The organism is Chitinophaga sp. HK235 (genome assembly GCF_018255755.1).
Taxonomy (GTDB): Bacteria; Bacteroidota; Bacteroidia; order Chitinophagales; family Chitinophagaceae; genus Chitinophaga.
The window spans coordinates 3,708,031-3,733,913 of sequence record NZ_CP073766.1; the positions used below are offsets into that span (position 1 = coordinate 3,708,031).

Here is a 25,883-nt window from a genome sequence, read left to right on the forward strand (position 1 = left end):
ATCCTTTCCAGCCCACAAATTAAATAAATTGATGGGTTGTGAAAACAAAAATCCTCCGGCTATTTACCGGAGGACTGCATTATTTTTATTTTAGGTTAAACATCAGACAGTTACCTTAATTCTGGTATCAAAAACCCTGCTTTCGCCAACGGCGAGTGTTACGAGCCCGAGACCATTATTAAAGGCATTTGGTGCTCCACTCAGATTTTCTACCGCAATACTGTTGCGGTGTGGCGGAATGTATATCTGCAGAATCGGATAGTTGTTGCCCGGGAAAAAGTCGATGCGGATATTTTTTACTGGATCATGGAGTGCAGCCAATGGCTGGGCATGAGAAAAATCCAGCACAAAAGAGTTATCCAATTCTACACCAGTCAGCTTTTTACCATTCACATATTCTGTAAAGGGCAGTACTCTGCCGGTAGGAATCAGTTTGGCGTCGAACTCCACAATTTCTTTGGAAGCGAATGTCAGCGTCAGCTCATCTACGGGTGTACCGGTGGTAAAATACGGATGCCATCCGTCCATTACCGGAATGGATGTCTGACTGCGGTTGATTACCCTGGTACTGATCTCCAGCTCATTGCCGGCATGCAGTGTATAGGTGGCCAGGCAGTCGTAGCTGAAGGGATAACCTGTATCTTCTTCCTTAAAACTATAAGTCAGCGTTACAGAAGCCTGCTGTTCGGAAGCCTGTTGTGCGGCCACTGTAAACTTTGCATCGTACAACAGTCCATGGATGGCATTGCCGGGGGCAATTGTTCTTTCAATGCTATAGGAGTTGCCTTCCCACTGATAAGCCGCATCTTTGATACGGCAGGCAAAAGGGCTCAGTTTTACACTTTTGAAGCTGACACGGAGGTTATCTTCCAGGTCCTGGAGGCTGCTATAACTATCTATCAGGTTGATGGTTTTGCCTTCACGCTGTACTTTAAAAGCATGCAACAATGCACCATGGGCCGGCACAATTTCTACCTGGGTACCGGTGCTGTCATCTGTGAGTGCAATGATGTCAAATCCTGCTTCGTGAAAATTCTTAATTGTCATTGTTCATTGTTTTGTTCCCATAAGGTTTCCTTCTAAAGCCCCGTAATTGCTTTCTGTTGCTGTGCCGGGGCTTTATGAATTATATACATCCGTTGATAATATTTTCCAGCCATTCCTGTTTACCGCTGGTCTGTGCCGGCTCTCCGTTGGAGATAGCGAAACTACGAAGATCTTCCAGTGTCAGCTGGCCTTCTTCAAATGCTTTTCCCTTGCCGGAATCGAAGGAAGCGTAACGGTTGGCACGGAATTTTTTATAGGCTGTTTGCGTCAGTACTTTTTCTGCAATGATAGCCGCTCTGGCAAAGGTATCGATACCGCCGATATGTGCATGGAAGATATCTTCCAGGTCGGTGGAGTTGCGGCGTGTTTTGGCATCGAAGTTAACGCCACCACCGGCAAATCCGCCAGCTTCGAGGATAACAAGCATACTTTCCACCAGCTCATTGAGGTTGATGGGGAACTGGTCGGTATCCCAACCGTTCTGGTAATCGCCGCGGTTGGCATCGATGCTACCCAGCATACCGGCATCTGCAGCCACCTGCAATTCATGCTGGAAGGTATGGCCGGCCAGCGTAGCGTGGTTAACTTCAATATTCAGCTTGAAGTCTTTGTCCAGTCCATAATGGCGGAGGAAGCCGATCACTGTGGCGCTGTCATAGTCATATTGGTGTTTGGTAGGCTCACAAGGTTTGGGTTCGATGAAGAACGTTCCTTTAAAGCCTTGTTTACGGGCGTAGTCACGGGCCATGGAGAGAAAGCGGGCCAGGTGTTCCTGTTCGCGTTTCATATTGGTATTGAGCAGGCTCATATATCCTTCTCTACCACCCCAGAACACATAATTTTCGCCGCCTAAGGCGATGGTGGCATCCAGCGCGTTTTTCACCTGCGTACCGGCGTGGGCCAGTGCGGCGAAATCGGGGTTGGTAGCTGCGCCGTTCATATAACGGGGATGGCTAAACACATTAGCGGTACCCCAGAGGAGTTTCACACCGCTGACATCCTGCTTTTGTTTGGCGTAGTCAACGATCTGCTGCATCCTGCTTTCATATTCAGCGATGGTAGCGCCTTCATCCACGAGGTCTATATCATGGAAACAATAATAAGGCAGGCCCATTTTGGTGATGAATTCAAAAGCAGCGTCCATTTTATCAAAGGCGCTCTGCATAGGGTCTTGCGATACCAGCCAGGGGAAGTGTTTGGTGCCGGGTCCGAAAGGATCGCCGCCAGTGCCACAGAAGGTATGCCAATAGGATACCGCGAAGCGGAAGAGCTCCTTCATGGTTTTACCTGCTATGAGGCGGTTTTCGTCGTACCAGCGGTAAGCCAGCGGATTGTCTGACTGCAGCCCTTCATAACTTATTTTCCCGATGTTCTTAAAATACTCATGGTTTCCAAGTGTAATACTCATAAAAGTGGATTTTAAAATATCGTTTACAGGTCACCGTTACACATGAGTGCGCGCAGTCCTGCCAGCCAGTGACCATATGCATCCCGGTAATGTGACAGCAACCGGGCGTCTGGTTCTATCACCGCCAGGCACTGCATGCCACGGTGTGCTTCTTTGAGAGGAACATAACCCGCTCCTACGGCGGCGCCGCGGGCAGCACCCTGTGCTCCGTCTGTATCATACAGTTCGATGACCACATTGGCCGTATTGGCAAATGCCTCGCGGAACAGCGGGCTGAGGAACATATTAGCGTTGCCGGCTCTTACCCGATGAATAGTGAGGTCCATTTCGGACATAATATCCAGACCATAGTTCAGTCCGAATACGATACCTTCCTGTACGGCTCTCATCATATGCGCCTGGCTATGCCGGTTAAAATCGAGGTGGCTAACGGTAGCGCCTGTACTTTTATTTCCCAGGATCCTTTCTGCGCCGTTTCCAAAAGGAAATACCAGCAGTCCATCCGATCCTACCGGTGCCTGGAGGGCGATGGTATTCATATCGGGATAACTGATCTCTCCGATCATGTTGCGCAGCCAGCTGTTGGCAATACCAGTGCCGTTAAGGCACATGAGCACACCATCTCTGGTGTGGTGTACATCGTTGTTCACATGTACAAAAGTATTGACCCTGCTTTTAGGGTCGAAAGTATGTTTATCATGCACAGCATATACCACACCGGAGGTACCTGCCGTGGTAGCGGCTTCGCCGGGCTGGAGTACGTTGAGCGCAAAGGCATTGTTGGGCTGATCTCCGGCACGGTAGGTAACCGGAGTGCCGGCTTTCAGCTGCAGGACTGCGGCAGCGGCAGTGGTCAGTTCCCCCTGTATCCCGAAAGTTGGTACCAGATCAGGAAGCAGTTGCCGGTCTATCCCGTAATAATCCAGTAGCCTGGTATTGACGGTATTGCCGGGGAAGTCCCAGAAAGTGCCTTCAGAGAGGCCCGACACGGTGGTGCAGGCTTCTCCTGTGAGTTTCATGGCGATAAAATCGCCGGGCAGCATTATTTTATGGATTCGTTCATAGAGATGAGGCTCTTTTTCGTGTATCCAGCGCAGTTTGGAAGCGGTGAAATTGCCGGGGGAGTTGAGCAGATGCGAGAGGCAATACTCTTTGCCCAATGCGGTGAAAGCGCTGTTGCCGATATCTACGGCGCGGCTGTCACACCAGATGATGGCAGGGCGTAACACCTGCAGGTCTTTGTCTACACAAACCAGGCCATGCATCTGGTAGGCAATGCCTATTCCTTTTACCATGGCCGGATCAAATGTATACTGGCGTTGCAACAACTGTGTGGCATGTATGATTTCCAGCCACCAGCTTTCAGGGTCTTGTTCTGCCCAGTGCGGGTGCAGCACCTGTATGGGCATTTCCCTGGAAGGGCTGGTGGCAGATGCGAGGCATCTGCCACTACCGGCGTCCAGTAAAGCTGCTTTTATTGAAGAAGAACCAATATCATAACCGATGAAATACATGGGAACTACGGGATTTGCGATTACCAGTATACGGTATACAAGGCAATCAGGATACCAATGATAAACAATGCACCAATGGTAAAGGGCATCGCTGTTTTAAACATGCTGCCGTCTATTGCCAGTCCTTTTGGATTGTTTTTGCTGGCGGGATCGGCCAGGGAGATGATGATCATACCTACCACACAAATAACAAACACTACGCCCATGCGGTCGATGAAGGCCATTTCATATAAACCGGCCGCATTGGGGGCAGCCCAGCCAAACTGATACAGTGGCTCCAGGTTTACCCACATCGGCAGGAATTTCAGCACGAAAGACATCAGCAGGCCGGCTATCATCGCAAACAGTGCGGCGTTAGAGGTTGTGCGTTTCCAGAAGAAGCCCATCACAAACATGGCGAAAACACCGGGAGATACGAAACCGGTATATTCCTGAATGAACTGGAAGCCGCCTTTTTTATCGATACCGAGGAAATTGGATAATACGATGGCGATCACCATAGCGATGATAACGGTTGTACGTCCTACACTTACGATTTTGTTTTCGTCAGCGTCTTTGTTGTATATCTTCTTATAAATATCCAGTGAGAAAATGGTGGAAATACTGTTGGCTTTACCTGCCAGAGAGGCTACCACAGCGGCGGTCAGGGCTGCAAAAGCCAAACCTTTGAGGCCAATGGGCAGGAGATTGAGCAATACAGGGTAAGCATTGTCGGGGTTCAGGGAGCCATCCTTCAGCATCTCAGCATGATACAATCCTTGTTGGTACAACACATAAGCAGCGATACCCGGTAATACCACGATCACCGGCATCAGCAGTTTCAGGAAACCGGCAAACAGCAGACCGCTGCGGGCAGTCTTAAGATCTGCACCCAGTGCGCGTTGTGTAATGTACTGGTTACAGCCCCAGTAGTTCAGGTTAACGATCCACATACCGCCAATGAGTATACTGAGTCCCGGTAGGTCCAGATAATGTGGCTGGTCTTTCTTAAAGATCATGTGAAAATGATCATCGGCATGCTGATGCAGGAGGCTGAAACCTTTGAGCACACCGCTCTGGCCGAAATGCTGTGCCACCAGGTCCAGTGCCAGGTAAGTAGTGGCCAGACCACCCAGGATAAGGAAAAACACCTGAATAACGTCTGTATAACCAATCACCTTCATACCGCCCAGTGTAATCAGCACTGCAAAGAAGGACAATGCCACCATACAGGCGTAGAAGTTGATGCCTGAAATTTTATTGATAGCCAGTGCACCCAGGTACAGGATAGAAGTAAGGTTTACCACAACATAGAGGAGCAACCAGAACACTGCCATGATAGTACTCACCGTTTGATTATACCTGCGTTCCAGAAACTGAGGCATGGTATAGATCTTGTTTTTCAGATAGATGGGCAGGAAAAACACCGCCACCACAATGAGCGTGGCAGCAGCCATCCATTCATAGGTGGAAATGGCCAGACCCATAGCAAAACCGGAGCCGGACATACCGATGAACTGTTCTGCCGAGATGTTGGAGGCGATCAGGGAGGCACCGATAGCCCACCAGGTGAGTGACCCTTCCGCCAGGAAAAAGTCTTTGGAATCTGTTGTTGCCTTCTTTTTCTTTTGATAGATATAATACCCGTAGCCGGCCACTATTACAAAATATACCAGGAATACCAGGTAATCAACGTAGTGAAGTAAGTTTGGTTGCATAAATGTTCAAACGTGGTTTTTAATAAATTTAGCGGATCAATATAGTGAAATAAATGTATTTAATACACTTATGACAACATAAAAATGCTAAAACTAAAAACCGCAGCCTTTTACTGCGGTTCCCGGGAGATTAAATTTATACATTTAAATTTCCTATCAAAGTCCATTAACAAAAAAACGGGGGCAAAGGGATTTTATTTTTGTTCAAGGGCCATGGCTGCAATTTTATCCCCGACAATAGAGCCAATAGCCACGCCCATGCCACCCATGCGGACGCCGAGGATGATATTGTCCGTATAGGCGCGGACGATAGGTTGTTTGGTATTGCCGAAGGCCATGATGCCGGTCCAGCGGTCGGCGATGGTAAAAGGCCGCCCCGGCAGTATAATATGACGGAGCATTTCTTCCAGTTCGTGCTGAATGCGGTCGTTGAATCTGAAATCGGTGGATGTTTCCCCGGGGAAGTCCAGCTGGCGGCCGCCGCCCAGCAATACCCGTCCATCCAGCTCTCTGAAATAAAAATACCCTTCCTCCAGGTGGAAAATTCCTTTAAAAGGCAGTCCGGGCACGGGTTCGGTGATGAGCACCTGCCCTCTTCCGGGTGTTAGCTCCAGCTGTGGCAGCAGCTGTCCGGTAAAAGCGTTGGTGCATACCAGTAACTTATGAGCCTGGAAGATAATATCTTCTTTCAGGGTATGGTTGGCCACTATCACGTTGACGCCTGTATGCAGGTCTTCCATGCGTTCGATCCGGCAGCCGGTCTTTATTTCCACGCCCATGGCGATGGTTTTGTCTATCAGCGCCCGCATCATCTTACCGGTGTGGATTTCTCCTTCGTAGTTGTTGCGGACCATGGCTTTTACATGGCCGGTGGCAAAGCCAAAGCTGCTGATCTTTTCATTGGCAGGAGAAAAAGCGGGCGTCTCCTCCAGTATACTACCCAGCAGTCGGTTGACCTCCTCCAGCTGGCCCAGCGCCCATTCTTCTCTGGGACCTATCAACTCATAACTACCGTTTTCCCTGTAGCCAATACGTTCATCACCGAGGCGGTGACGCAACAGCCGCAGACCAGCCAGGCGCATAGATACCAGATTAAGCACCGTTTCCGGCGGCATGGTTTGCAGGTCTTCCAGTATTTCCGTGAGGCTGCCGATACAGGCAAATCCTGCATTTTTAGTACTGGCACCGGTAGGCAGCACCTCCCGTTCCAGTACCAGCACACGAGCCGCGGGCTGACGCTCTTTCAGGCTGATAGCAGCCGACAGCCCGACAATACCGCTTCCGGCGATGATGTAGTCGTATTGAAGCAGACTTTGCTTTTCCCAATAACTTAACATACTACTAAGTTAATCAATCATCATAATCCTGCTTAAAAAGCAGTAGCTTAGAAACACAAAAATCAATTTGACCATGATTGAAACCAAAGCTTACGCGGCACAGAGTGCTACCACCCCGCTGGGACCCTGGAATTTTCAAAGAAGAGCAGTAGGTCCGCATGATGTACAAATCGAGATCCTGTATTGTGGCGTTTGCCATTCAGATATACATCAGGTAAAAGATGAATGGGGCGGCTCCATCTATCCGATGGTACCCGGCCATGAGATTGTAGGGAGGATCGTAAAGACAGGCGAGCATGTGACACGGTTTAAAGTAGGCGACCTGGCCGGTATCGGTTGTTTTGTGGACTCCTGCCGGGAATGCGATCCCTGCAAGGCTGGTGAAGAACAGTATTGCCACCAGGGCAACGCCAGCACCTACAATGGTACCGAGATGGACCGTCAGACACCTACCTATGGCGGATATTCCACCGAGATCGTAGTAGATGAAAAATATACCCTGAAAGTTTCTGATAAATTACCACTGGAAGGAGTAGCTCCCCTGCTCTGCGCCGGTATCACCACGTATTCTCCGCTGCGTCACTGGAAAGTGGGTCCAGGTCACAAAGTAGCTGTACTGGGCCTTGGCGGATTGGGACATATGGCTGTAAAACTGGCCGCTTCCTTCGGTGCTGAAGTTACCATGCTGAGCACCTCCCCTTCCAAGGAAGCAGATGCCAAAAGACTGGGAGCCCATCACTTTGCCCTGATAAAGGATAAAGAACAGATGAAACGACTGCGCAACAAATTTGATTTCATCATCAACACGGTGTCTGCTCCGCATGATTACAGTCCTTTCCTCAATCTGCTGACACTGAACGGTGTCATGATCTGCCTTGGCGTACCACCAGAACCTTCTGCCGTACCGGCTTTCCACCTGATCATGGGCCGCCGTAGCATTGCAGGGTCCCTGATTGGTGGTATCCGCGAAACACAGGAGATGCTGGACTATTGTGCAGAACACAGTATCACCAGTGATGTGGAAGTGATTGATATCAAAGATATCAACAACGCTTACGAGAGAATGCTGAAAGGAGATGTGAAATACCGGTTTGTGATCGATATCGCGAGTCTGAAAAAATAGTCCTCAAAAACACTACAACGCCTATACGGAGGCAGGTGAATAGCCTGCCTCCTTTTATTTTTCCCCATTTTGGAATTCATGAAAAATCATCGGTTTTAATTTTTTAAGCCCCGGGCATTTCTTATATTTATTCTACCGTTCCTTTATTGTTACACCCTTGCCCCATGGCTTGTAAACCATATCAACATGCTTGTCAGTAATAAGCACTTTACCCCGGTGATTGGACTCGACATTCATATTGTCATCCTGCTGGGTTTTCCTGTTCCCCTGCCCCACCCCTACATCGGGCTGGTGATAGATCCGATGGATTATGTGCCTTTCATTGGCGCCACCACCAAAATAAATCATGTTCCCCGCGGCAAAAGTGATACCAGCGGGAAGCTGGTGTTTCTGGTCCATATCCCAATGGGAGGACCTTTCCTGATGGCCCCGATGATAGGACATGATTCAGTGAATTTCTACGGCAGTAAAAAAGTAAAAGTGGAGGGTAACCTCATGAGCCCTTCCGGACATATGCTGATGACCTGCAATGATATCGGCATGCCTTTGTCTCTTTCGCCTGGTAAAAAATTCATTCCTATTCCCAGCCTGTATCTGCCTACTTCCTATTCCATACCACTGTCTTTCGGAAAGCCTGTGATGGTTGGGGGCCCTTACGTTCCGGACTGGGCAGGTGTGTTATTAAACCTGATGATGTCGTATGGTTTCGGCGCACTGATGAAGGGACTGGGAAAAGCTGGCAAGAAGGCACTTACAAAATTCAATCATGCCCTGAAAAATAAGATCGGCAGCAATAAACTCAGCAAAGCGCTCTGCAAGAAAGGTTTTGAGCCTGTAGATCTGGTACAGGGTATCGTTATCTATGATGGTTGCGACTTTGAACTGCCAGGTCCTATCCCGCTGAAATGGGAGCGCTCCTGGAACAGCGATAGTCCTTTTGAAGGGCTGCTGGGGCATGGCACTCACCTGGGTTATGATCTTCGTATACAGGAATTTCCTGAAGAAGATGCTACAGTGGCACTACTGGGAGATGGCCGCAGCGCGTTGTTTGATACATTGTCCTACCCCGGCAACAGTGAATATAACAGACATGAACAGTTACTACTTACCAGAGCTAACATAGAAGAATACACGCTTTTCAGCTACGAAAACCGGCAAACCTGTACTTTCCGCAAGCTACATCCTGCAGACAAGCAATACCGCCTGATCAGCATTACAGATGAAAGAGGATTTATGATCAGCTTTCATTACAACAGTGCCGGGCATCTGCTGCGGATTATAGACAGTGCCGGCCGACACCTGACTATCGACAGCGACAACGCCGGTCGTATCACCTGTGTTATAGCTCACCACAAAGGAGAGAAAAGAGAACTGGTACGTTACGCCTATAATGAGGCCGGGGACCTTTCCGAACTGATTGATCCATTAGGTCAGATAACGTATATGCATTACCGTGACCATCTGATGGTAAAGAAAACAGACCGCAATGGAGCCTCTTTTTACTGGGAGTATGATAAAAAAGGTCGTTGTATTCACACCACCGGTGATGAAGGGCTACTGGAAGGATGGCTGGAATATCAGCCGGCAGAGGGTTTTAATCGTATCACCAATACCAAAGGTACTACCACCTACTATTACACAGCGGATTTTGTGGTATCGCAGATAAAAGACGCACTGGGTAATTCCACTTTCCTGGAATATACGGAAGATATGGAGTTGTACCGGGGGATAGACCCAGAGGGTAATGTTACCGGATATACGTATGATGAGTTGGGGAACAGGACCAGTGTGGTGTTGCCGGATGGCAGTACCCAAACCACGCTCTATGATACTTCCGGCAGGACCATACTGGAAGAGGATGCCACCGGTAACAGCCGGACCTATGTCTACTACGGGGGAAACAGCCAGATACACACTATTACTGAATCCATCGGTCGTATCAGCATACACCGATATAATGCACAAAACCTTCTTCATAAAATTGAAACAGAAGATGGGCAGGCAACCCTGTTAAGTTATGACGATGATTTTAACCTCACCAGTGTCCTTATGCCAGATGACAGCCGAACGACATGGATCTATGACAGATGGGGCAGATGCATCACCATGACCAGCCCGTTGGATGCCAAACAAGAAATCCGTTACGATCTGCTGGACAGGGCAACGGAACTCAGACTGGGAGGAGGCAATCATGTACAGGTCCAATACGATGCCTATGACGACATAACCCTCATTCAGGACAAAGAACGCCAGATATGTCTTTCCTATACACCACTCGGCAAAATCAAACGACGGGAAGAAAATGGTACCAGCGTCCAATTTATCTATGATAAAGAAGAAGACCTGACCGGCGTGGTAAACGAACAGGGAGAAACTTACCGTATCACTCGCGATGCCAACGGCAATATGATCAGTGATACCGGTTTTGACGGACTAGTCCGGCATTATCAACGGGACAGCGCCGGGAAAATCATCCGTATTCAACGTCCGGGCAACAAATGGACCCAGCTTGAATATGACAGCAACGGGAAAATCATCCGGACCGAACAACATGATGGTAGCTGGGAGACCTTCGGCTACGACCGTAATGGGGCTATGACAGAGGCCATCAACCAATATAGCACGGTCCGTTTTCAGCGTGATCAACGGGGACGGGTAGTATCTGAATGGCAGGATGGCCATCTGGTCAACAGCCGTTTCGATGCAGCCGGCTGCCGTATCTCCGTTACAAGCAGTATCGGCGCCAATATCCGTTTTGATTGGAACAATATCAATGGGCTCACCGGCATCTTTGCCAGGACAACCGGCCAGGAAGACGACTGGACCGCCCGGATTGAAAGAAATCTGTTGGGTCAGGAAATCGCGCGGTATCTACCGGGTAACGTTAACGGTTATTGGAACTACGGCAGCGCAGGCATGGCATCATCCCATAAGGTGAGCGTCAATGAGCACATCACCCGACACCGGCAATACCTCTGGGATAGCCACCACCGGTTGAAACAGGTGCTGAACATGTTGAACCAGCAACTAAGAAAATATGGCTACGATGCAGAGAACCGGCTGACATGGGCGCAGTATGAAAACGGGCAAACCGGTTACCGCAGCCCGGACCGTACCGGCAATCTGTTTGAGACAGCCACCCGGCAGGATAGGAAATACAGTGCGGGAGGCAGACTGCTGGAAACGAACCAGGCACGCTACACCTACGATGACGAAGGAAACCTGATCCGTAAAATAGTGGTTGCAGGCATCACTCCGACCACCTGGGAATATCGCTGGTATGCCAATGGTCTGTTGGAGGCAGTCACCCGGCCCGACGGATCCACGGTGTCTTTCCGGTATGATGCACTAGGAAGGAGAACAGAAAAAACCTTAAAGAACCGGATTACCAGATTCATATGGAATGCCGATGTTCCCCTTCATGAATGGACATATCCGGAAGCAGAGCGTCCCCGTGTTACCATCAATGAATATGGGGAAATTGAATGGAGCTATCCGGAACCTATACCCCTGGATACTCTCACCACCTGGGTTTTTGAAGATGATAACTTTACCCTGTCAGCTAAAATTACCGGACAGCAACGTTATTCCATTATTGGAGATCACCTCGGAACTCCCTGCGAAGCCTATGATGAAACCGGGAATAAAGTGTGGGCTGCCGATATGGATATTTATGGCCAGGTCCACACCTTACGAGGCGACAAATATTTTATCCCTTTCCGGTATGCCGGGCAATATGAAGACGTTGAAACAGGGTTAGCCTACAACCGTTTTCGGTATTACGATGCATCTGCGGGCATATACATCAGTCAGGACCCCCTTGGGCTGGATGGAGAAAATCTTAACTTTTATTCATATGTACATGATAACAACACACAGATAGACCCATTTGGATTAAAATTAGTCACGGTTTACCACTACACAAGCAAAAAGAATTATAACGCTATTCGGTCTCAAAACCCTATAAAATTTAAAGCCAGTTCTCCGGTTAAAGGGCATCCGAAAGGAGTCTATGTAACACCCAAATCTCCTGAGGTATTATCTCAATCAACAAATGGATTTAAGAAACTAGGTCTTACCGGGGAAAAATCATCTCATTTCTTTGAATTTCAAATTGATGATTCTAAATTAAAGTCTATCAAGGGAGATCGAGGTGAGTTTATTAAATTTATAGAGGGAGACCTTGAAGTACCAAAGGAAAATGTCTTAAGGCATGGAGTTACTCCTTGCAGATAAATTACAAATTTATGATTACAGGAATAGATTATATTTTATATACCAAAGAAAGTCAAGACGTTTTCATCCAAAAAATGAAAGACTCTCTCACATTCTGGGATAACCCATATTATGTAGTAGATAACGAAGATGAAACAACAGACATTTTTGTTTCTAAAGATGAAAAAATGTTCCGGCTTATGGATGAAAAAGGATTTTATACCCTCAGAGGCTCCGGAGAAGGCCCTTTTATGGTAATGTTTAATAGTAAATACTCTTCTGATCGCAATAGAATAACCTTGGTTCTTCCTAAAGAAATTGACAAATCAAAGTTTGCCCAAAAAGTATTTAATTGGATTAAATCTATCCTATAAATACTGATTCCAGGTAAGCTCCCTATCGGGGCTATTTGCATTGAAATAACTATTATGCTGGCAGAAGCAATGAATATCTACAATAAAAAAATCCGAAACGCCAAGAATATGGCGATGGCGGCGAGCTTTTTTATTGAGTGAAATTGATGCCAAAATGTAGAACGTCACCCATATAGAGGTACAAATATGAAAACCGACAACAAACAGATTGAATATATTCAACAGCAGCTTAAACAGAGAAAGAAGCTAAGCAAGGAAGAAGTGAACAACCTAGCTAAATTAATCAACCGGGAAGCAGCGGGAGAATATACTAATGTCAGAAAGGAAAATTTTGCCAATCCGGAATACACTCAGGAAATAATCGCGCTCGCCAACGACCATCCTGAAGATGTCAAAGTACTGCGCGATATCGTTTCCGCAATAGGCTTCATTGCCATTAAATATCAGTTTTACGATCAAACCGGCTTCGATTTCCTGATAAGCCATATCAATAACAAAAACAACATTGTTAAAATGGCCATTGCCAAAAACATTTTCCGGTATCCACAGTTCTTAAAAAGACCAGATTGCTGGGATTATCTGCTAACCATACCATCCATAACACCAGCCAAAGATTCTATGGACTATTTCTATGCAGCTACTCAACTGTATGCAGATGATATTCCGGATAAATATCTCCCCAAAGTACTCACTGCGCTGCATAATTGCATCAGGAAAAACAATGAACAGTACGAAATGCCAGAATATACTGCGTTCGCCGGTGAACTGGAAAAAAAACTCCTGAATTGACAACCTCCAACAAGACCATCGCGAAAATAATTAATCATCACAGATATACTGATGCTTTTGACGTGCAGCAGTCCAATGATGATTTTATGGAAGGCTATGTGTTTTCCTATAAAAACTTCAAAAAAAACAAATATGATTTTGGCCTGTTTATCGGTGTGCTAACCAATGTCATGTCCAATGACTCCCATCATATTGCCGCAAAAAAGCTGCTCTTTCAGGGTAATCCCATTTGCTGGAAGTACATGGAGCGGACAACCCTTTTCTTTACCATGTCTCAAATGGCTGACGAATATATCGATCATATCCGCGATGAGTTTCAATATGCGCTATATATGGAAAGAAACGACCTGCTGGAAATATTGATCGGAAAATCTGTAGACTATCTCAACATGAATGAGTACCAAACCAGCAGGGAACATAAAACACAAAAGGTTTATCCCAGTACCCAACTGCTGCATTTTCTAGTGGAAAAATGGCTGGGACACAACCCTGTTAAAAAAAGAGTGCTTGCCTTCGGGAAAGAAGGATATGGTATCTATCAAAACCTGATTGATCATTGGGATGACTATAGCAATCTTCCAGCCACCTACTGGAATGAATTGTGTGATCATCATCTGAACAGCGTAGGCATACAGCGCGGAGAAAAATGGGAATACGAGGAGTTTCTGGGCGCCGGATTAATTCCGATGGAGTTTATCAACCTGTTTAAGGTGCGGCGAAAACTAGGTCTGGATGTACCAGTTATCAGCCATCCCCTTTTTGATACCCCTATGGCCGTTGAACCTCAGATTCCTACCGGTTATGACGAGCGTTTTGATGTTAAATATCAACTGATCATGCAGACAGCGAAAACACAGAAACAATATACTTACACAGATATAGAACATTTCATACGCCAGGAATATGGCGATAGTGGCGAGCTTTTTTACTAAGCCGGGATTATTTGCTAACCATACCATCCATAACACCAGCCAGAGATTGTATGGACTATTTCTATGCAGCCTGTCAATTGTATTCAGATGATATTCCGGATAAATACCTGCCCAAAGTACTTACTACGCTGCATGATTACACCAGGAAAAACAGTATGCAGTATGAAGTGACAGAATATACTGCTTTCGCCGGGGAATTGGAAAAAAGCTCTTAATTTGACAACATCCAACAAAACCATCCGGAAAATAATCGATCGTCACAGATATACTGACACTTTAAAATAGCTATTATGTTAGCAGAAGCAATGAATACCTATAATATTGCATTGTATACAATCAAAGAAAAAGGTTACATTATAAAATTAGAGTTGGATGAAGCGAAAGAAGAAATTATTTCATGGCTTGCAATGAAAGGAGACATGTCCATTTCTGCATTTAACCCCTTGTCTTTATTAGCATTAGTCGTCGTAAATGAACAATATGGAAAGAATTGGAAATATATAAAAACAGGGGACTTATATGATGAAATATTAGACCAGGATTATTGATTTCTACAAGAAGAGTACAATTCTAGCCATGAAGTTAAAAACAGACGCTTTATACTCGCTGAAAGACAAACTGCTCAACTGGCAGGACTTTTCTGAACAGGAACTGGAGACATACATCCGCGAATTTGAAAAAATACCACGAGATGAAGTATCGACCTTTTATACACCAGTATTATCCGACAGCCAGCTGGGAGCCACACTGGTAGCTATTGGGCAACAGTTCCTGACCAACGATAAACTGCAGATCCTCATCATTTCAGCCTTAGGCAATATGGTATGGCGGTATAGATTAACACCCACTGATGCCATGTTTGATTTTCTGGTAGCTGCTACCGGTAATAAAAAAGCGAACTTCTATGCAGCCCTGCATATGCCTGTTTTCCCGCAGTATCAGTCGTGGGGCAAAAAATGGGAATATCTGCTGTCTGTTCCGGACATCGCACCAAAGAAAAAATCTTTTGTTGTTTTCTATGACACTGTAAAACAGCAGCTGAAACAACATGATACGATGCCATTGGAAGTAAAACAGGCTATCATCAAAAAAATTCAGTTCCGGTTGGAGGATGTGGAGTTGCATCCCTATTTGAAGGAGGAATATCTGGCCACTTTGCACGCGGTGGTTAACCAATAAAAAAGCCCGCTCATAAAAATGATCAGGCTTGTATTACTCTTAAAACAACTATTTGTCAAACGTTAAACCAGATAACCAAACAGGTTATCGTCTTTATTCAGTTCGGTGAACTGAAAATTATATTTCCGGAAATTGGCGATGAGGGTATCATAATCCTCTCTGCACTTCAGTTCTATACCTACGAGTGCGGGGCCTGTTTCCTTATTGTGTTTCTGAATAAATTCGAAGCGGGTGATATCATCATTGGGCCCGAGAATATGGTTCAGGAATTCTCTGAGTGCACCAGGACGTTGTGCAAAACGTACAATAAAGTAATGCTTGAGTCCTTCGTAGAGCAGGGAACGTTCTTTTATTTCCTGCATACGGTCGATATCGTTGTTGCTGCCGCTGATGATGCAGACTACTTTCTTTCCTTTGATTTCTTCCACAAAATCCTGGAGGGCAGTGATAGAGAGGGCGCCGGCGGGTTCTACCACGATGGCGTCTTCATTGTATAATTTCAGGATGGTAGAGCATACCATACCTTCCGGTACGGGGTGCATCTGGTCCAGCACTTCCCGGCAGATCTCGTAGTTGAGGGTACCTACTCTTTTTACAGCTGCACCATCAACAAAACGTTCAATTTCCTGGAGGGTAACAGGGCCGCCGTTTTCGAGGGCACGTTGCATGGAAGCAGCTCCTTCGGGTTCCACGCCGATGATGCGGGTTTTGGGGCTATAGGTCCTGAAGTAGGTGCCTACGCCTGCGGCAAGGCCGCCACCGCCTACAGGTACAAAGAGATAGTCGATATTGGTTTGATCTTCCAGAATTTCTACTGCCACGGTTCCCTGGCCTTCGATGATTTTAGCGTTGTCGAAGGGAGGGATGAAAGTCATGCCGCTGGTTGCAGTGAAAGCCTGGGCTTCAGCAGAGCAATCATCGAAGGTATCGCCGATCAGGCGTATTTCGATGTTGTCGCCGCCGAACATATTCACCTGATTTACTTTTTGCTTTGGTGTGATGATGGGCATAAAAACCACGCCTTTGATATTTAAGGCTTTACAGGCATAAGCAAAGCCCTGTGCGTGATTTCCGGCGCTGGCGCAGGTTACGCCTTTTGCCAGCAGATCGGCAGGCAGGCTGCTGATCAGGTTGTAGGCTCCGCGCAGTTTATAGGAGCGTACAATCTGCATATCCTCTCTTTTCAGATATACATCACAGTTATAGCGGCGGGAAAGAGTAGCGCTATAAGTCAACGGAGTGCGATTAACCACGGGCTTCAATTTCACCGATGCATCGAGGATATTGAGCGGGTTAACGCCAGCTATTAGATTAGAGGACATATCAAATCATTTGGAGATTTGGTTATTTGATTATTTAATCATTGACAGAATCCGGTCAATAACCTAATAATCAAATAACCAAATCATAAAATATTATGCATTAGGTCTGAGCTTGCGAACAGCAGCACCAGCCTGCCACATTTCGCTTTCGCGCAGTTCTTTCAGTTCTTCGTTCAGTTTCTCGCGATAGTCAGGAGTACTGTTGGAAGCGATAGAACGGGCAGCTTCTTTACCGGCGGCAACGCTGGCATACAGCTCGTCAAATACAGGCTGGGTAGCGTCTTTAAATTTCTTCCACCAGTCGAGAGCACCACGTTGTGCAGTAGTGGAGCAGTTAGCGTACATCCAGTCCATACCGTTTTCAGCAACGAGCGGCATCAGTGACTGAGTCAGCTCTTCTACAGTTTCGTTGAATGCTTCAGAAGGGGAGTGACCATTTCTGCGCAGTGTTTCGTATTGAGCAGCGAAGATACCCTGGATACAACCCATCAGTGAACCACGTTCGCCGGTGAGGTCGGAGAATACTTCTTTTTTGAAATCTGTTTCGAACAGGTAACCGGAGCCTACGCCGATACCCAGTGCTACTGCGCGTTCTTTAGCGCGGCCGGTAGCATCCTGGAAGATAGCGAAGCTGGAGTTCAGACCCTGACCAGCCAGGAACAGGCGGCGCAGAGAAGTACCGGAACCTTTGGGAGCTACCAGGATTACGTCTACATCAGCAGGAGGAATGATGCCAGTCTGCTCTTTATAGGTAATACCAAATCCATGGGAGAAGTACAGTGCTTTACCAGGAGTCAGGTGCTGTTTCAGTGTAGGCCACAGGGTGATCTGACCTGCATCAGACAACAGGAACTGAATGATAGTACCTTTAGCAGCAGCTTCTTCGATATCGAATAAAGTTTCGCCCGGAACCCAGCCATCAGCTACCGCTTTATCCCAGGTTTTGGAATTTTTACGTTGACCAACGATAACATTGAAGCCGTTATCTTTCAGGTTCAGTGCCTGGCCGGGGCCTTGTACACCATAGCCGATAACTGCGATCACTTCGTTTTTCAGGACTTCCCTTGCTTTTTCCATTGGGAACTCTTCCCTGGTTACTACTTCTTCGAGTACACCTCCAAAATTGATGGTTGCCATGTTTTGTGTTTTTAGCTTTTAGCTACTAGCCATTAGCTATTAGCTGTAAATTTTAAGTAAATGAATAAAGGCTTATTAATGTTTGCAGCAGCTGGTTATGATTCCGGTACTGCCTGCAGTTCTTTCAGATGTTCGTGGAAGCGGCGGCTCCATTTGACGATCGCGACTCTTCCGCTTTTGGAATATTCGATCAGACCATAGGGTTCCAGCTTTTTGATGAAGTCTGTCAGCTCCTGCTGGTGGCCGGTTTTCTCGATCACGAAATAGTCTGCCGTGATGGTCAGGATACGTGCCTGATTTTCACGGATCAGTCTTTCGATATCGCCGGTATCCAGTGACCGTGTAGAAATTTTATACAATGCCAGTTCCTGGTACACCACTTCCTCCTCCTCGTGTACAAAGGCACGGTGAATTTCAATCAGTCTTTCAATCTGACCAACCACCTTATCCAGTTTCTCACGTGTAGACATCACCGTTATAATGAACTTATACACGCCAGGAATCTCGGTTTCAGCAGTGGTAAGACTGGTGATATTGATCCCTCTGCGGGTAAAGATTATGGTGATACGGTTGGTGATACCAATACGGTCTTCCGTATAAACCGTAACTGTATATTCTTTTTGCATAAAAACAGCTTGGGCGTCCCCTCCCTCGAATCCTGCTTGCAGCGGGTCCAAAGGGAGAGGCATGTCTTATAAAAAAATTAATTGCTTGTCTGTTATAATCTGATGGTACTACTCCAGTCTGATATTGGCAATTGGGGCACCTGCCGGTACCATAGGGAATACGTTATCTTCTTTTTCCACCACAACTTCCAACAGGTAAGCACCGTTGTGGGCCAGCATTTCATCGATAGCAGCTGAAATATCTTCGCGCGCGGTAATTTTTTTGCCGGGGATATAAAACCCTTTGGCGATCTGAACGAAATCCGGGTTGACCATTTCGGTAGAGGAATAACGTTTGTCGAAGAACAGTTGCTGCCACTGGCGAACCATGCCAAGGAAGTTGTTATTCAGGATCACGATTTTCACCCCTATTTTGGACTGATAGATAGTTCCCAGTTCCTGTAAGGTCATCTGGAAGCAACCATCACCGATAATAGCTACCACTTCTTTTTCGGGCGTACCCATTTTAGCGCCCATGGCTGCCGGCAGGGAGAAGCCCATCGTACCCATACCACCGGAGGTGATGTTGGTGTTCGGGTTTTTGAAACGATAATAGCGGGAAGCTACCATCTGATGCTGACCAACGTCTGTAACCAGTACTGCTTCTCCTTTTGTTTTTTCGGAGATGAGCCGTATTACTTCCGCCATTTTCAGTTCACCTGCTTCCGGATACAGTTCGCGGTGTTGTACTTTATCGTATTCTTTCTGATGCGCAGCCTGGAATTCAGCGAGCCATTCTTCATGGCTGGCAGGGTTTACTTCCTCCAGCAATGCTTCGAGAGCTGTTTTGGCATCTGCATGCAGGGCCACATCAGCTTTGATGATCTTGTTGATCTCGGCGGCATCTATTTCGATGTGAATAACTTTTGCTTTGTTGGCATAGCTTTCCACGTCGCCGGTTACACGGTCATCGAAGCGCATACCAACGGCGATGAGGGTATCACATTCACCGGTGAGCACGTTGGGACCATAGTTGCCATGCATGCCCAGCATACCTACATACAGCGGGTGGTCTACCGGAACAGCGGAGAGGCCCAGCAGTGTGGAAGCCATGGGTATCTGTGCTTTTTCTGCCAGTGCTATCAGGGCTTTTTCAGCACCTGATAACAGTACGCCGTGGCCTACCAGCAGGAAAGGTTTTTTCGCTTCGTTGATCACTGCGGCTGCAGCTGTTACAGCATCCTGATTCAGTTGTGGTACCGGTTGATAACTACGTATAGCCGTGCACGGTATATATTCATATTCGAACTCGCCGAACTGTGCGTTTTTGGTGATATCCACCAGTACAGGGCCTGGGCGGCCACTGCGGGCGATATAAAAAGCTTTGGCGATAGCGCCCGGAATATCTTCCTGGCGGGTCACCTGAATATTCCATTTGGTGATGGGCATGGTGATGCCGATCACGTCTGTTTCCTGGAAAGCGTCTGTACCCAGCAGGGCTGCACCTACCTGACCGGTGATGCACACCATCGGTGTACTGTCCATATAAGCATCTGCCAGCCCGGTGACCAGGTTGGTGGCGCCCGGACCGGAAGTGGCAAAGGCCACTCCTGTTCTGCCGGAGCTGCGGGCATAACCCTGGGCTGCGTGTGTAGCACCCTGTTCATGCCTCACCAGTATATGATGGACCTTGTCCTGGAAATCGTACAGCGCATCATAGATTGGCATGATAGCACCGCCGGGGTATCCGAAGATGGTATCCACTCCTTCAGCGATGAGGGAACGGATTACGGCTTCTGCACCGGAGATAACAGGTTTAGCGGCCAACCGTTTATCAGCTTCCTCAGCCTTCATCGGTAACACATCCTTCTGTTGCATTTTTAACAAGTTTTGCGTACTTAAATAAGATTCCATTGGATACCTTCAATGCCGGAGCGGTCCACTGGGCCCTGCGGGCAGCCAGTTCTTCCGCGCTGACTTCCATATTGATTGTATTGTTCACTGCATCTATTTCGATGATGTCGTCGTCTTGTACGAGGGCGATATTACCACCTTCGAAAGCCTCCGGTGTGATATGTCCTACCACGAAACCATGAGTACCACCGGAGAAACGGCCGTCGGTAATCAGTGCCACACTTTTACCGAGTCCTACGCCCATAATGGCGCTGGTAGGTTTCAGCATTTCCGGCATACCGGGTGCACCTTTAGGGCCTACCTGGCGGATGACCACTACATCACCCTTTTTCACTCTACCGGACTGAATACCAGCGATGAGTTCAAATTCACCGTCAAATACGCGGGCAGGTCCTTTGAACTGTTCGCCTTCCTTACCGGTGATTTTAGCAACAGAGCCTTTTTCGGCGAGATTGCCATATAATATCTGGATATGGCCGTTGACTTTCAACGGCTTCTCCACGGGAACGATAATATCCTGTGTGCCGAAATCGATATCCGGAACAGACTCCAGATTTTCAGCGATGGTTTTGCCGGTCACGGTCATGCAATGACCATGCAGGCGGCCTTGTTTCAGCAGGTATTTCATCACTAATGGAACGCCGCCGATATTGTGCAGGTCTTCCATCAGGTATTTACCGCTGGGCTTAAGATCGGCTATCAGCGGGGTTTTGTCGCTGGAACGCTGGAAATCTTCCAGTGTAACGGACACGCCTACTGATTTTGCGATAGCGATGAAGTGCAGTACTGCGTTGGTACTACCACCCAGTGCCATGATCACTGTGAGCGCATTTTCAAATGCCTCTTTGGTCATGATGTCTCTGGGTTTGATATCTTTTTCCAGGAGCAGGCGGATGTATTTGCCGGCATTGGCACATTCTTCCTTTTTTTCCTTGCTCAGGGCGGGGCTGGATGAGCTGTAGGGCAGGCTCATACCCAATGCTTCGATAGCGGAAGACATCGTATTGGCAGTGTACATTCCACCGCAGGCGCCGGCGCCCGGGCAGGAATTCATTACGATGCCTTTAAAATCGCCTTCGTCCAGTGTGCCGGCCATTTTCTGACCGAGTGCTTCGAAAGCAGAGATGATGTTGAGGTCCTGGCCTTTATATTTGCCGGGTGCGATGGTACCGCCGTAAACCATGATGGACGGGCGATTGAGGCGACCCATAGCCATCAGTGAACCAGGCATGTTTTTATCGCAGCCAGGCACGGTGATGAGTGCATCATAGTATTGGGCACCACAAACAGTTTCAATGGAATCTGCAATCAGATCGCGGCTTACCAGGGAGTAACGCATACCAGGTGTACCATTGCTCATACCGTCGCTGACGCCGATGGTGTGGAAAGTAAGTCCGACCAGATCATTGGCCCAGACGCCTTTTTTCACATCCTGTGCGAGGTCATTGAGGTGCATGTTACAGGTGTTACCATCATAACCCATGCTGGCAATACCTACCTGGGCTTTTTTCAGGTCTTCATCTGTAAGGCCGATACCGTATAGTTGCGCCTGCGCAGCTGGCTGCGTAGGGTCCTGTGTAATCGTTTTGCTGTATTTATTTAGTTCCATTGCTGTTGATGTTTCCCGGATTACGGTTGATAGTAATCCTATTTTAAAAATCCGTCACAAATTACCCGGTGAGGCTGGCAAATTCAAACCAAGAATTTTCAATAAACCGGTCTTCAAATCTGCTCCGGGGTCTTTCAAACCCTTTACCACAGAGGATTCTGCATTTTTCGTTTTACAGAATCCAAGGGAGCTTTTAGCTTTTAGCTGTCAGCATTTAGCACTGACAGCTAAAAGACTAACAGCTAAAGGCTATGCTAATTGTGCTTCGCGTTGAAAGGATTTTTCGAGCACTCTTGCTTTATAGGCTTGTTGTAATACTTTTCCGAGAGAAGAGGCCCATGTTTTGGCAAAAGGCTGTCCGTCGATAGATTCGAGGCCTACCACTTCTGCAGCAGTACCGCAGAAGAAAGCAGCATCGGCTTGTTTTAATTCATCGATGGTAAACAGTTTTTCTTCGAGTGGGATTTGCAGTTCCTGGCAAAGTTCGATAACAGTGGCGCGAGTGATGCCTGCAAGAATGTTACCGGCTGGGGGAGTGAAGATTTTGCCGTCTTTTTCGAAGAAGATGTTGGCACCCGGACCTTCTGCCACATAACCATTCATATCCATTAACAGTGCTTCATCGTATCCTTTTTGTTTGGCTTCCTGCGATGCCAGTATCGAGTTTATATACAGGCCGGCCGATTTGGATTCTATCTTGAATGCTTTGGGATTCGGTCGCTCGAAGGAAGAAGTCATGATGCGCAGCAGTTTTTCACCGAGGTAAGCTCCCCATTCCCAGGCGCAGATGAGTATGTTGGATTCACTCGCCGCCTTCAGGGTCATGTTGGGCGGACAGAATACCAGCGGTCTGATGTAGGCTTCTTCCATATTGTTCATCTCCAGTACTTTGTAGCATGCGGCGATCAGCTCGTCGTTGTTGAAGTCGTAGGGGATGTGTATCAGTTCGCAGGAACGCTTCAGGCGATCAAAGTGTTCTTTGGCCTTGAAGACCTTCACTTGTCCGTTAGCTGTTTTATAAGCGCGGATTCCTTCGAATACGGCGTAACCGTAGTGTAATGATTGCCCGAACAGATCGGTGGTGGCTGCAGTTGCTTTCAGATACTCGCCGTTGAGATAGAGAATGGTGTCGTTGTTGTAATAGCTATACATAAAATTGAATTATTAGCGTCAAAATAGTAGTCAAAAAAAAAGCCTTCCTCGTTGCGGAGGAAGGCGTTATATCGTTTTGATTATACACGTGGACCTATCCTCCATAGTGGTGGCTAATAATGACAACGACGATAATCACGACCTTCGTGATAGCCCAGTTGAGCTGAGGTACGATGTGATTAAGTTTTATGTTGTCTTTATTTTCCCACATAGGAGGTGATTGTTATTGTATCAGTACAAATGTATTCGTGAAAAAAATAAAAAACAACAAAGCATAAAATTTTTCGTCAAAAATTAATCCCTTTATATGTTTTTGAAAATATTCAAAAAAAGAAGTCGATTATTAATCCATTTCTAATAAACAACCAAAACCGGTCACTAAATACTAAAGGTTTGGTGAGAGGATAAAGCAGGGAGAAGCGGCGGAAGGTGCAAAAAAAATCCCGATGCAGGAGCGCACCGGGATTTCAGAATGATTTCATTTGATTGTTCACTAGTCTAAACCTGTTCACTGACAAGGAGGCATTTATCGATGATAGCCTGCAATGTGTCTTGTTTTTCGATGAGCCGCTGCAGCAGTACCAGCTGGTTTTGTGCGCGGTCGTAGTTGTGGGTGTCGTACTTAATCGGGTAGTAGACATCGCCGTTGAGATAATCGGTGAGGAATCGTATCCCCTGCATGTAGATCATGAACTTTCCTGCAAAAAAGAGTTGTTCTTTTTCCACTTTGGTTAAAGTGCCGCCTATTTCTCCGAGATATCCCTGCATGAGTGCTTCGAAATATTCTTCGCGGATAATGATCTGGCTGACATCCGGCTCTTCTTCAGAAACGGGGCAAACATAAGTTCTTACCATGTCTCCGAGGTCTGAGATGATTTTTCCCGGCATCAGTGTATCCAGATCGCAGACGCAGATACCTTCATATGTGTCTTTGTTGAGCAGCACATTATTGATTTTGGTATCATGGTGCATCAGGTGGTCTCTGAATTCGGGATTTGTTTTCAGCTGTTCATACGTGACTGCGATATCGGAGTAGCGGAGGAATTCTTCAATCATCTCTTCTGCTGCTGCTTTCCTGTCTTCCCTGGCATTGCGGATAGCTTCCTGAAAAGCACTGTAACGCAAGGTAAGATTGTGAAAGTTTGGAATCGAAGCTTTAAACGGCTTCAGGTCGATGCCCGAAAGGTAATTAGCAAGGCGGCCGAATTGTCTGGCTGCTTCAAATGCCTGCTTTGGGTTGTCGGCCTGATCTACCGTCACGGATCCGGCAATAAACGGAATCATTCGCCAGTACTCGTTGTCCATTACAAAAAGCTCTTCCCCGGTAACAGTGGGTATGGGCGTAATGAACAGGTACCCCGGATGATGTGCTGCGAGATAATCGGCTGCCATTCTTTGGTTGGCGGCAATTACTCCAGGTTCCTTAAATACGTTTACATTGATTTTCTGTAAAACATATTTGCTGCCGTCCTCTTTCTTTTCGAGCAGAAAAGTGTTGTTGATGTGTCCTGATCCGAACTTTCGGACATTTAATCCTTCAGGCTCCAGTCCGAAAGCCTGAAGGATTAATTTGTTGGGTATTATTTCCATAAATTGTCGGGATATTCTCCATTTTTAACCAATGCCGACAAGCTGGCCTGCACACCCGGTGCATCTTCTTTGTAAGTAACACCAAACCATTGCGCTGTGGTAGGCAGTACTTTTACCTTACCGATATCCCGGCGGATAAACTCATCAGCCACGATCGGAATAAAGAACTCCGATTTAGGGTTAGTGCCGCTTTTCTGCAGGAACTCGTTAAACAGCGTCTGGCTCAGGTTAAATACGCTGGGATGGAAACCCCAGAAATTCATGGACACCGGCGTATCGGCAGACAGCGGATGTTTGCTGCCATCAGCCTCTTCGTAAACGATCTGACCATTGTCAGTATAAATTTTTGTTCTCTCGTTGATAGCAGACAGGAAGCCGGTACCATTCACAGCACAAACACCACGGGACACGGAACCGTGCTCGCTCACTGTTTTACCCAGCTCATAACCTACAACACTGTAGATATCTTCTTTACTTTCTCCATTCAGGAAAGCAGCCATTTTCACAAAAGCATCCGCTCCATAAAAATCATCTGCGTTGATCACTGCAAATGGTTCGTTGATGGCGTTTTTAGCACAAAGGATCGCATGTGCAGTACCCCAGGGTTTAGTCCTGTCAGCCGGGATCTGGTAATCACCGGTAAAGGAGTCCATATCCTGAAATACATAATCAGTCGCTACACGGCCTTTCAGCTTGGGCTCAAAAATCTCCTTGAACTCTTCAGCAAAGTTCTCACGGATGATAAATACGATCTTGCCAAATCCTGCACGGATAGCATCATAAATAGAGTAGTCAATGATAGTCTCACCGCTTGGCCCAAAAGACTGGATTTGCTTTAAACTGCCGTATCGACTGGCCATACCGGCCGCTAAAATCAATAAAGTCGGTTGCATTTTTCTGATATTATTTTATAATTTTCAATGATTTACCTGAAAATAT

The 25,883-nt window shown here is 46.9% G+C and carries 21 protein-coding genes; 8 read left to right on the forward strand and 13 right to left on the reverse strand.

Annotation, left to right across the window (positions count from 1 at the left end; all coding sequences use genetic code 11):
• Positions 1-102 precede the first annotated feature (102 nt).
• From KD145_RS13215 to KD145_RS13235, 5 genes are all read right to left on the reverse strand, one after another.
• Positions 103-1,047 carry an aldose 1-epimerase gene (locus KD145_RS13215; protein ID WP_212006339.1) on the reverse strand — a complete coding sequence of 315 codons (945 nt, stop codon included), beginning with the start codon at positions 1,045-1,047 and terminating at the stop codon, positions 103-105.
• A 79-nt stretch (positions 1,048-1,126) separates the two neighbouring features.
• Positions 1,127-2,455, reverse strand: a complete 1,329-nt coding sequence (xylA, locus tag KD145_RS13220) for a xylose isomerase (RefSeq protein WP_212006340.1) — start codon at positions 2,453-2,455, stop codon at positions 1,127-1,129.
• 23 nt (positions 2,456-2,478) lie between these two features.
• The gene (locus KD145_RS13225; protein WP_212006341.1) at positions 2,479-3,969 is read right to left on the reverse strand and encodes a xylulokinase; all 1,491 of its coding nucleotides are present in this window, start codon (positions 3,967-3,969) and stop codon (positions 2,479-2,481) included.
• A 20-nt stretch (positions 3,970-3,989) separates the two neighbouring features.
• Complete coding sequence (locus KD145_RS13230) at positions 3,990-5,666, reverse strand: sodium/sugar symporter (protein WP_212006342.1); 1,677 nt, start codon at positions 5,664-5,666, stop codon at positions 3,990-3,992.
• A gap of 194 nt (positions 5,667-5,860) precedes the next feature.
• Positions 5,861-7,003 carry an FAD-binding oxidoreductase gene (locus KD145_RS13235; protein ID WP_212006343.1) on the reverse strand — a complete coding sequence of 381 codons (1,143 nt, stop codon included), beginning with the start codon at positions 7,001-7,003 and terminating at the stop codon, positions 5,861-5,863.
• Between the two features lie 73 nt (positions 7,004-7,076).
• Between KD145_RS13235 and KD145_RS13240 the strand changes: the two genes are divergently transcribed.
• The 8 genes from KD145_RS13240 to KD145_RS13275 all read left to right on the forward strand — a co-directional run bounded on the left by KD145_RS13240 (position 7,077) and on the right by KD145_RS13275 (position 15,615).
• Positions 7,077-8,126, forward strand: a complete 1,050-nt coding sequence (locus KD145_RS13240; RefSeq protein ID WP_249219819.1) for an NAD(P)-dependent alcohol dehydrogenase — start codon at positions 7,077-7,079, stop codon at positions 8,124-8,126.
• A gap of 186 nt (positions 8,127-8,312) precedes the next feature.
• Entirely contained in the window at positions 8,313-12,362 is a 4,050-nt protein-coding gene (locus KD145_RS13245) for an RHS repeat-associated core domain-containing protein (RefSeq protein ID WP_212006344.1), read from the forward strand.
• 11 nt (positions 12,363-12,373) lie between these two features.
• Positions 12,374-12,715, forward strand: coding sequence for a hypothetical protein (locus KD145_RS13250; protein WP_212006345.1), 342 nt, complete (start codon positions 12,374-12,376; stop codon positions 12,713-12,715).
• Between the two features lie 186 nt (positions 12,716-12,901).
• Positions 12,902-13,504, forward strand: coding sequence for a hypothetical protein (locus KD145_RS13255; protein WP_212006346.1), 603 nt, complete (start codon positions 12,902-12,904; stop codon positions 13,502-13,504).
• Positions 13,501-14,436, forward strand: a complete 936-nt coding sequence (locus KD145_RS13260) for a hypothetical protein (protein WP_212006347.1) — start codon at positions 13,501-13,503, stop codon at positions 14,434-14,436. The genes KD145_RS13255 and KD145_RS13260 overlap by 4 nt, the downstream gene beginning before the upstream one ends.
• 50 nt (positions 14,437-14,486) lie before the next feature.
• Positions 14,487-14,651: a hypothetical protein gene (locus KD145_RS13265; protein ID WP_212006348.1), complete on the forward strand. Its 165-nt coding sequence runs from the start codon at positions 14,487-14,489 to the stop codon at positions 14,649-14,651.
• A gap of 75 nt (positions 14,652-14,726) precedes the next feature.
• Positions 14,727-14,984, forward strand: a complete 258-nt coding sequence (locus KD145_RS13270) for a hypothetical protein (protein WP_212006349.1) — start codon at positions 14,727-14,729, stop codon at positions 14,982-14,984.
• 28 nt (positions 14,985-15,012) lie between these two features.
• Entirely contained in the window at positions 15,013-15,615 is a 603-nt protein-coding gene (locus KD145_RS13275) for a hypothetical protein (RefSeq protein ID WP_212006350.1), read from the forward strand.
• Positions 15,616-15,677: 62 nt separating this feature from the next.
• Here the strand turns inward: KD145_RS13275 and ilvA are convergent, their stop codons facing one another.
• From ilvA to KD145_RS13315, 8 genes are all read right to left on the reverse strand, one after another.
• Positions 15,678-16,937, reverse strand: coding sequence for a threonine ammonia-lyase IlvA (gene ilvA / locus KD145_RS13280; RefSeq protein ID WP_212006351.1), 1,260 nt, complete (start codon positions 16,935-16,937; stop codon positions 15,678-15,680).
• Positions 16,938-17,030: 93 nt separating this feature from the next.
• Complete coding sequence (gene ilvC, locus KD145_RS13285) at positions 17,031-18,074, reverse strand: ketol-acid reductoisomerase (protein ID WP_212006352.1); 1,044 nt, start codon at positions 18,072-18,074, stop codon at positions 17,031-17,033.
• A gap of 95 nt (positions 18,075-18,169) precedes the next feature.
• A complete protein-coding gene (gene ilvN, locus KD145_RS13290; RefSeq protein ID WP_113619639.1) occupies positions 18,170-18,700 on the reverse strand; it encodes an acetolactate synthase small subunit in 531 nt (176 codons plus the stop codon).
• Between the two features lie 108 nt (positions 18,701-18,808).
• Entirely contained in the window at positions 18,809-20,557 is a 1,749-nt protein-coding gene (ilvB, locus tag KD145_RS13295) for a biosynthetic-type acetolactate synthase large subunit (RefSeq protein ID WP_249219820.1), read from the reverse strand.
• The gene (ilvD, locus tag KD145_RS13300) at positions 20,523-22,202 is read right to left on the reverse strand and encodes a dihydroxy-acid dehydratase (RefSeq protein ID WP_212006353.1); all 1,680 of its coding nucleotides are present in this window, start codon (positions 22,200-22,202) and stop codon (positions 20,523-20,525) included. Before ilvD ends, ilvB begins: the two co-directional genes overlap by 35 nt.
• Before the next feature lie 249 nt (positions 22,203-22,451).
• Positions 22,452-23,354, reverse strand: coding sequence for a branched-chain amino acid transaminase (locus KD145_RS13305; protein ID WP_212006354.1), 903 nt, complete (start codon positions 23,352-23,354; stop codon positions 22,452-22,454).
• A 498-nt stretch (positions 23,355-23,852) separates the two neighbouring features.
• On the reverse strand, positions 23,853-24,944 hold the full coding sequence (locus tag KD145_RS13310; protein ID WP_212006355.1) for a phosphotransferase enzyme family protein: 1,092 nt from the start codon (positions 24,942-24,944) through the stop codon (positions 23,853-23,855).
• Positions 24,935-25,837, reverse strand: coding sequence for a sugar phosphate nucleotidyltransferase (locus KD145_RS13315; protein ID WP_212006356.1), 903 nt, complete (start codon positions 25,835-25,837; stop codon positions 24,935-24,937). The genes KD145_RS13310 and KD145_RS13315 overlap by 10 nt, the downstream gene beginning before the upstream one ends.
• Between the last annotated feature and the right edge of the window lie 46 nt (positions 25,838-25,883).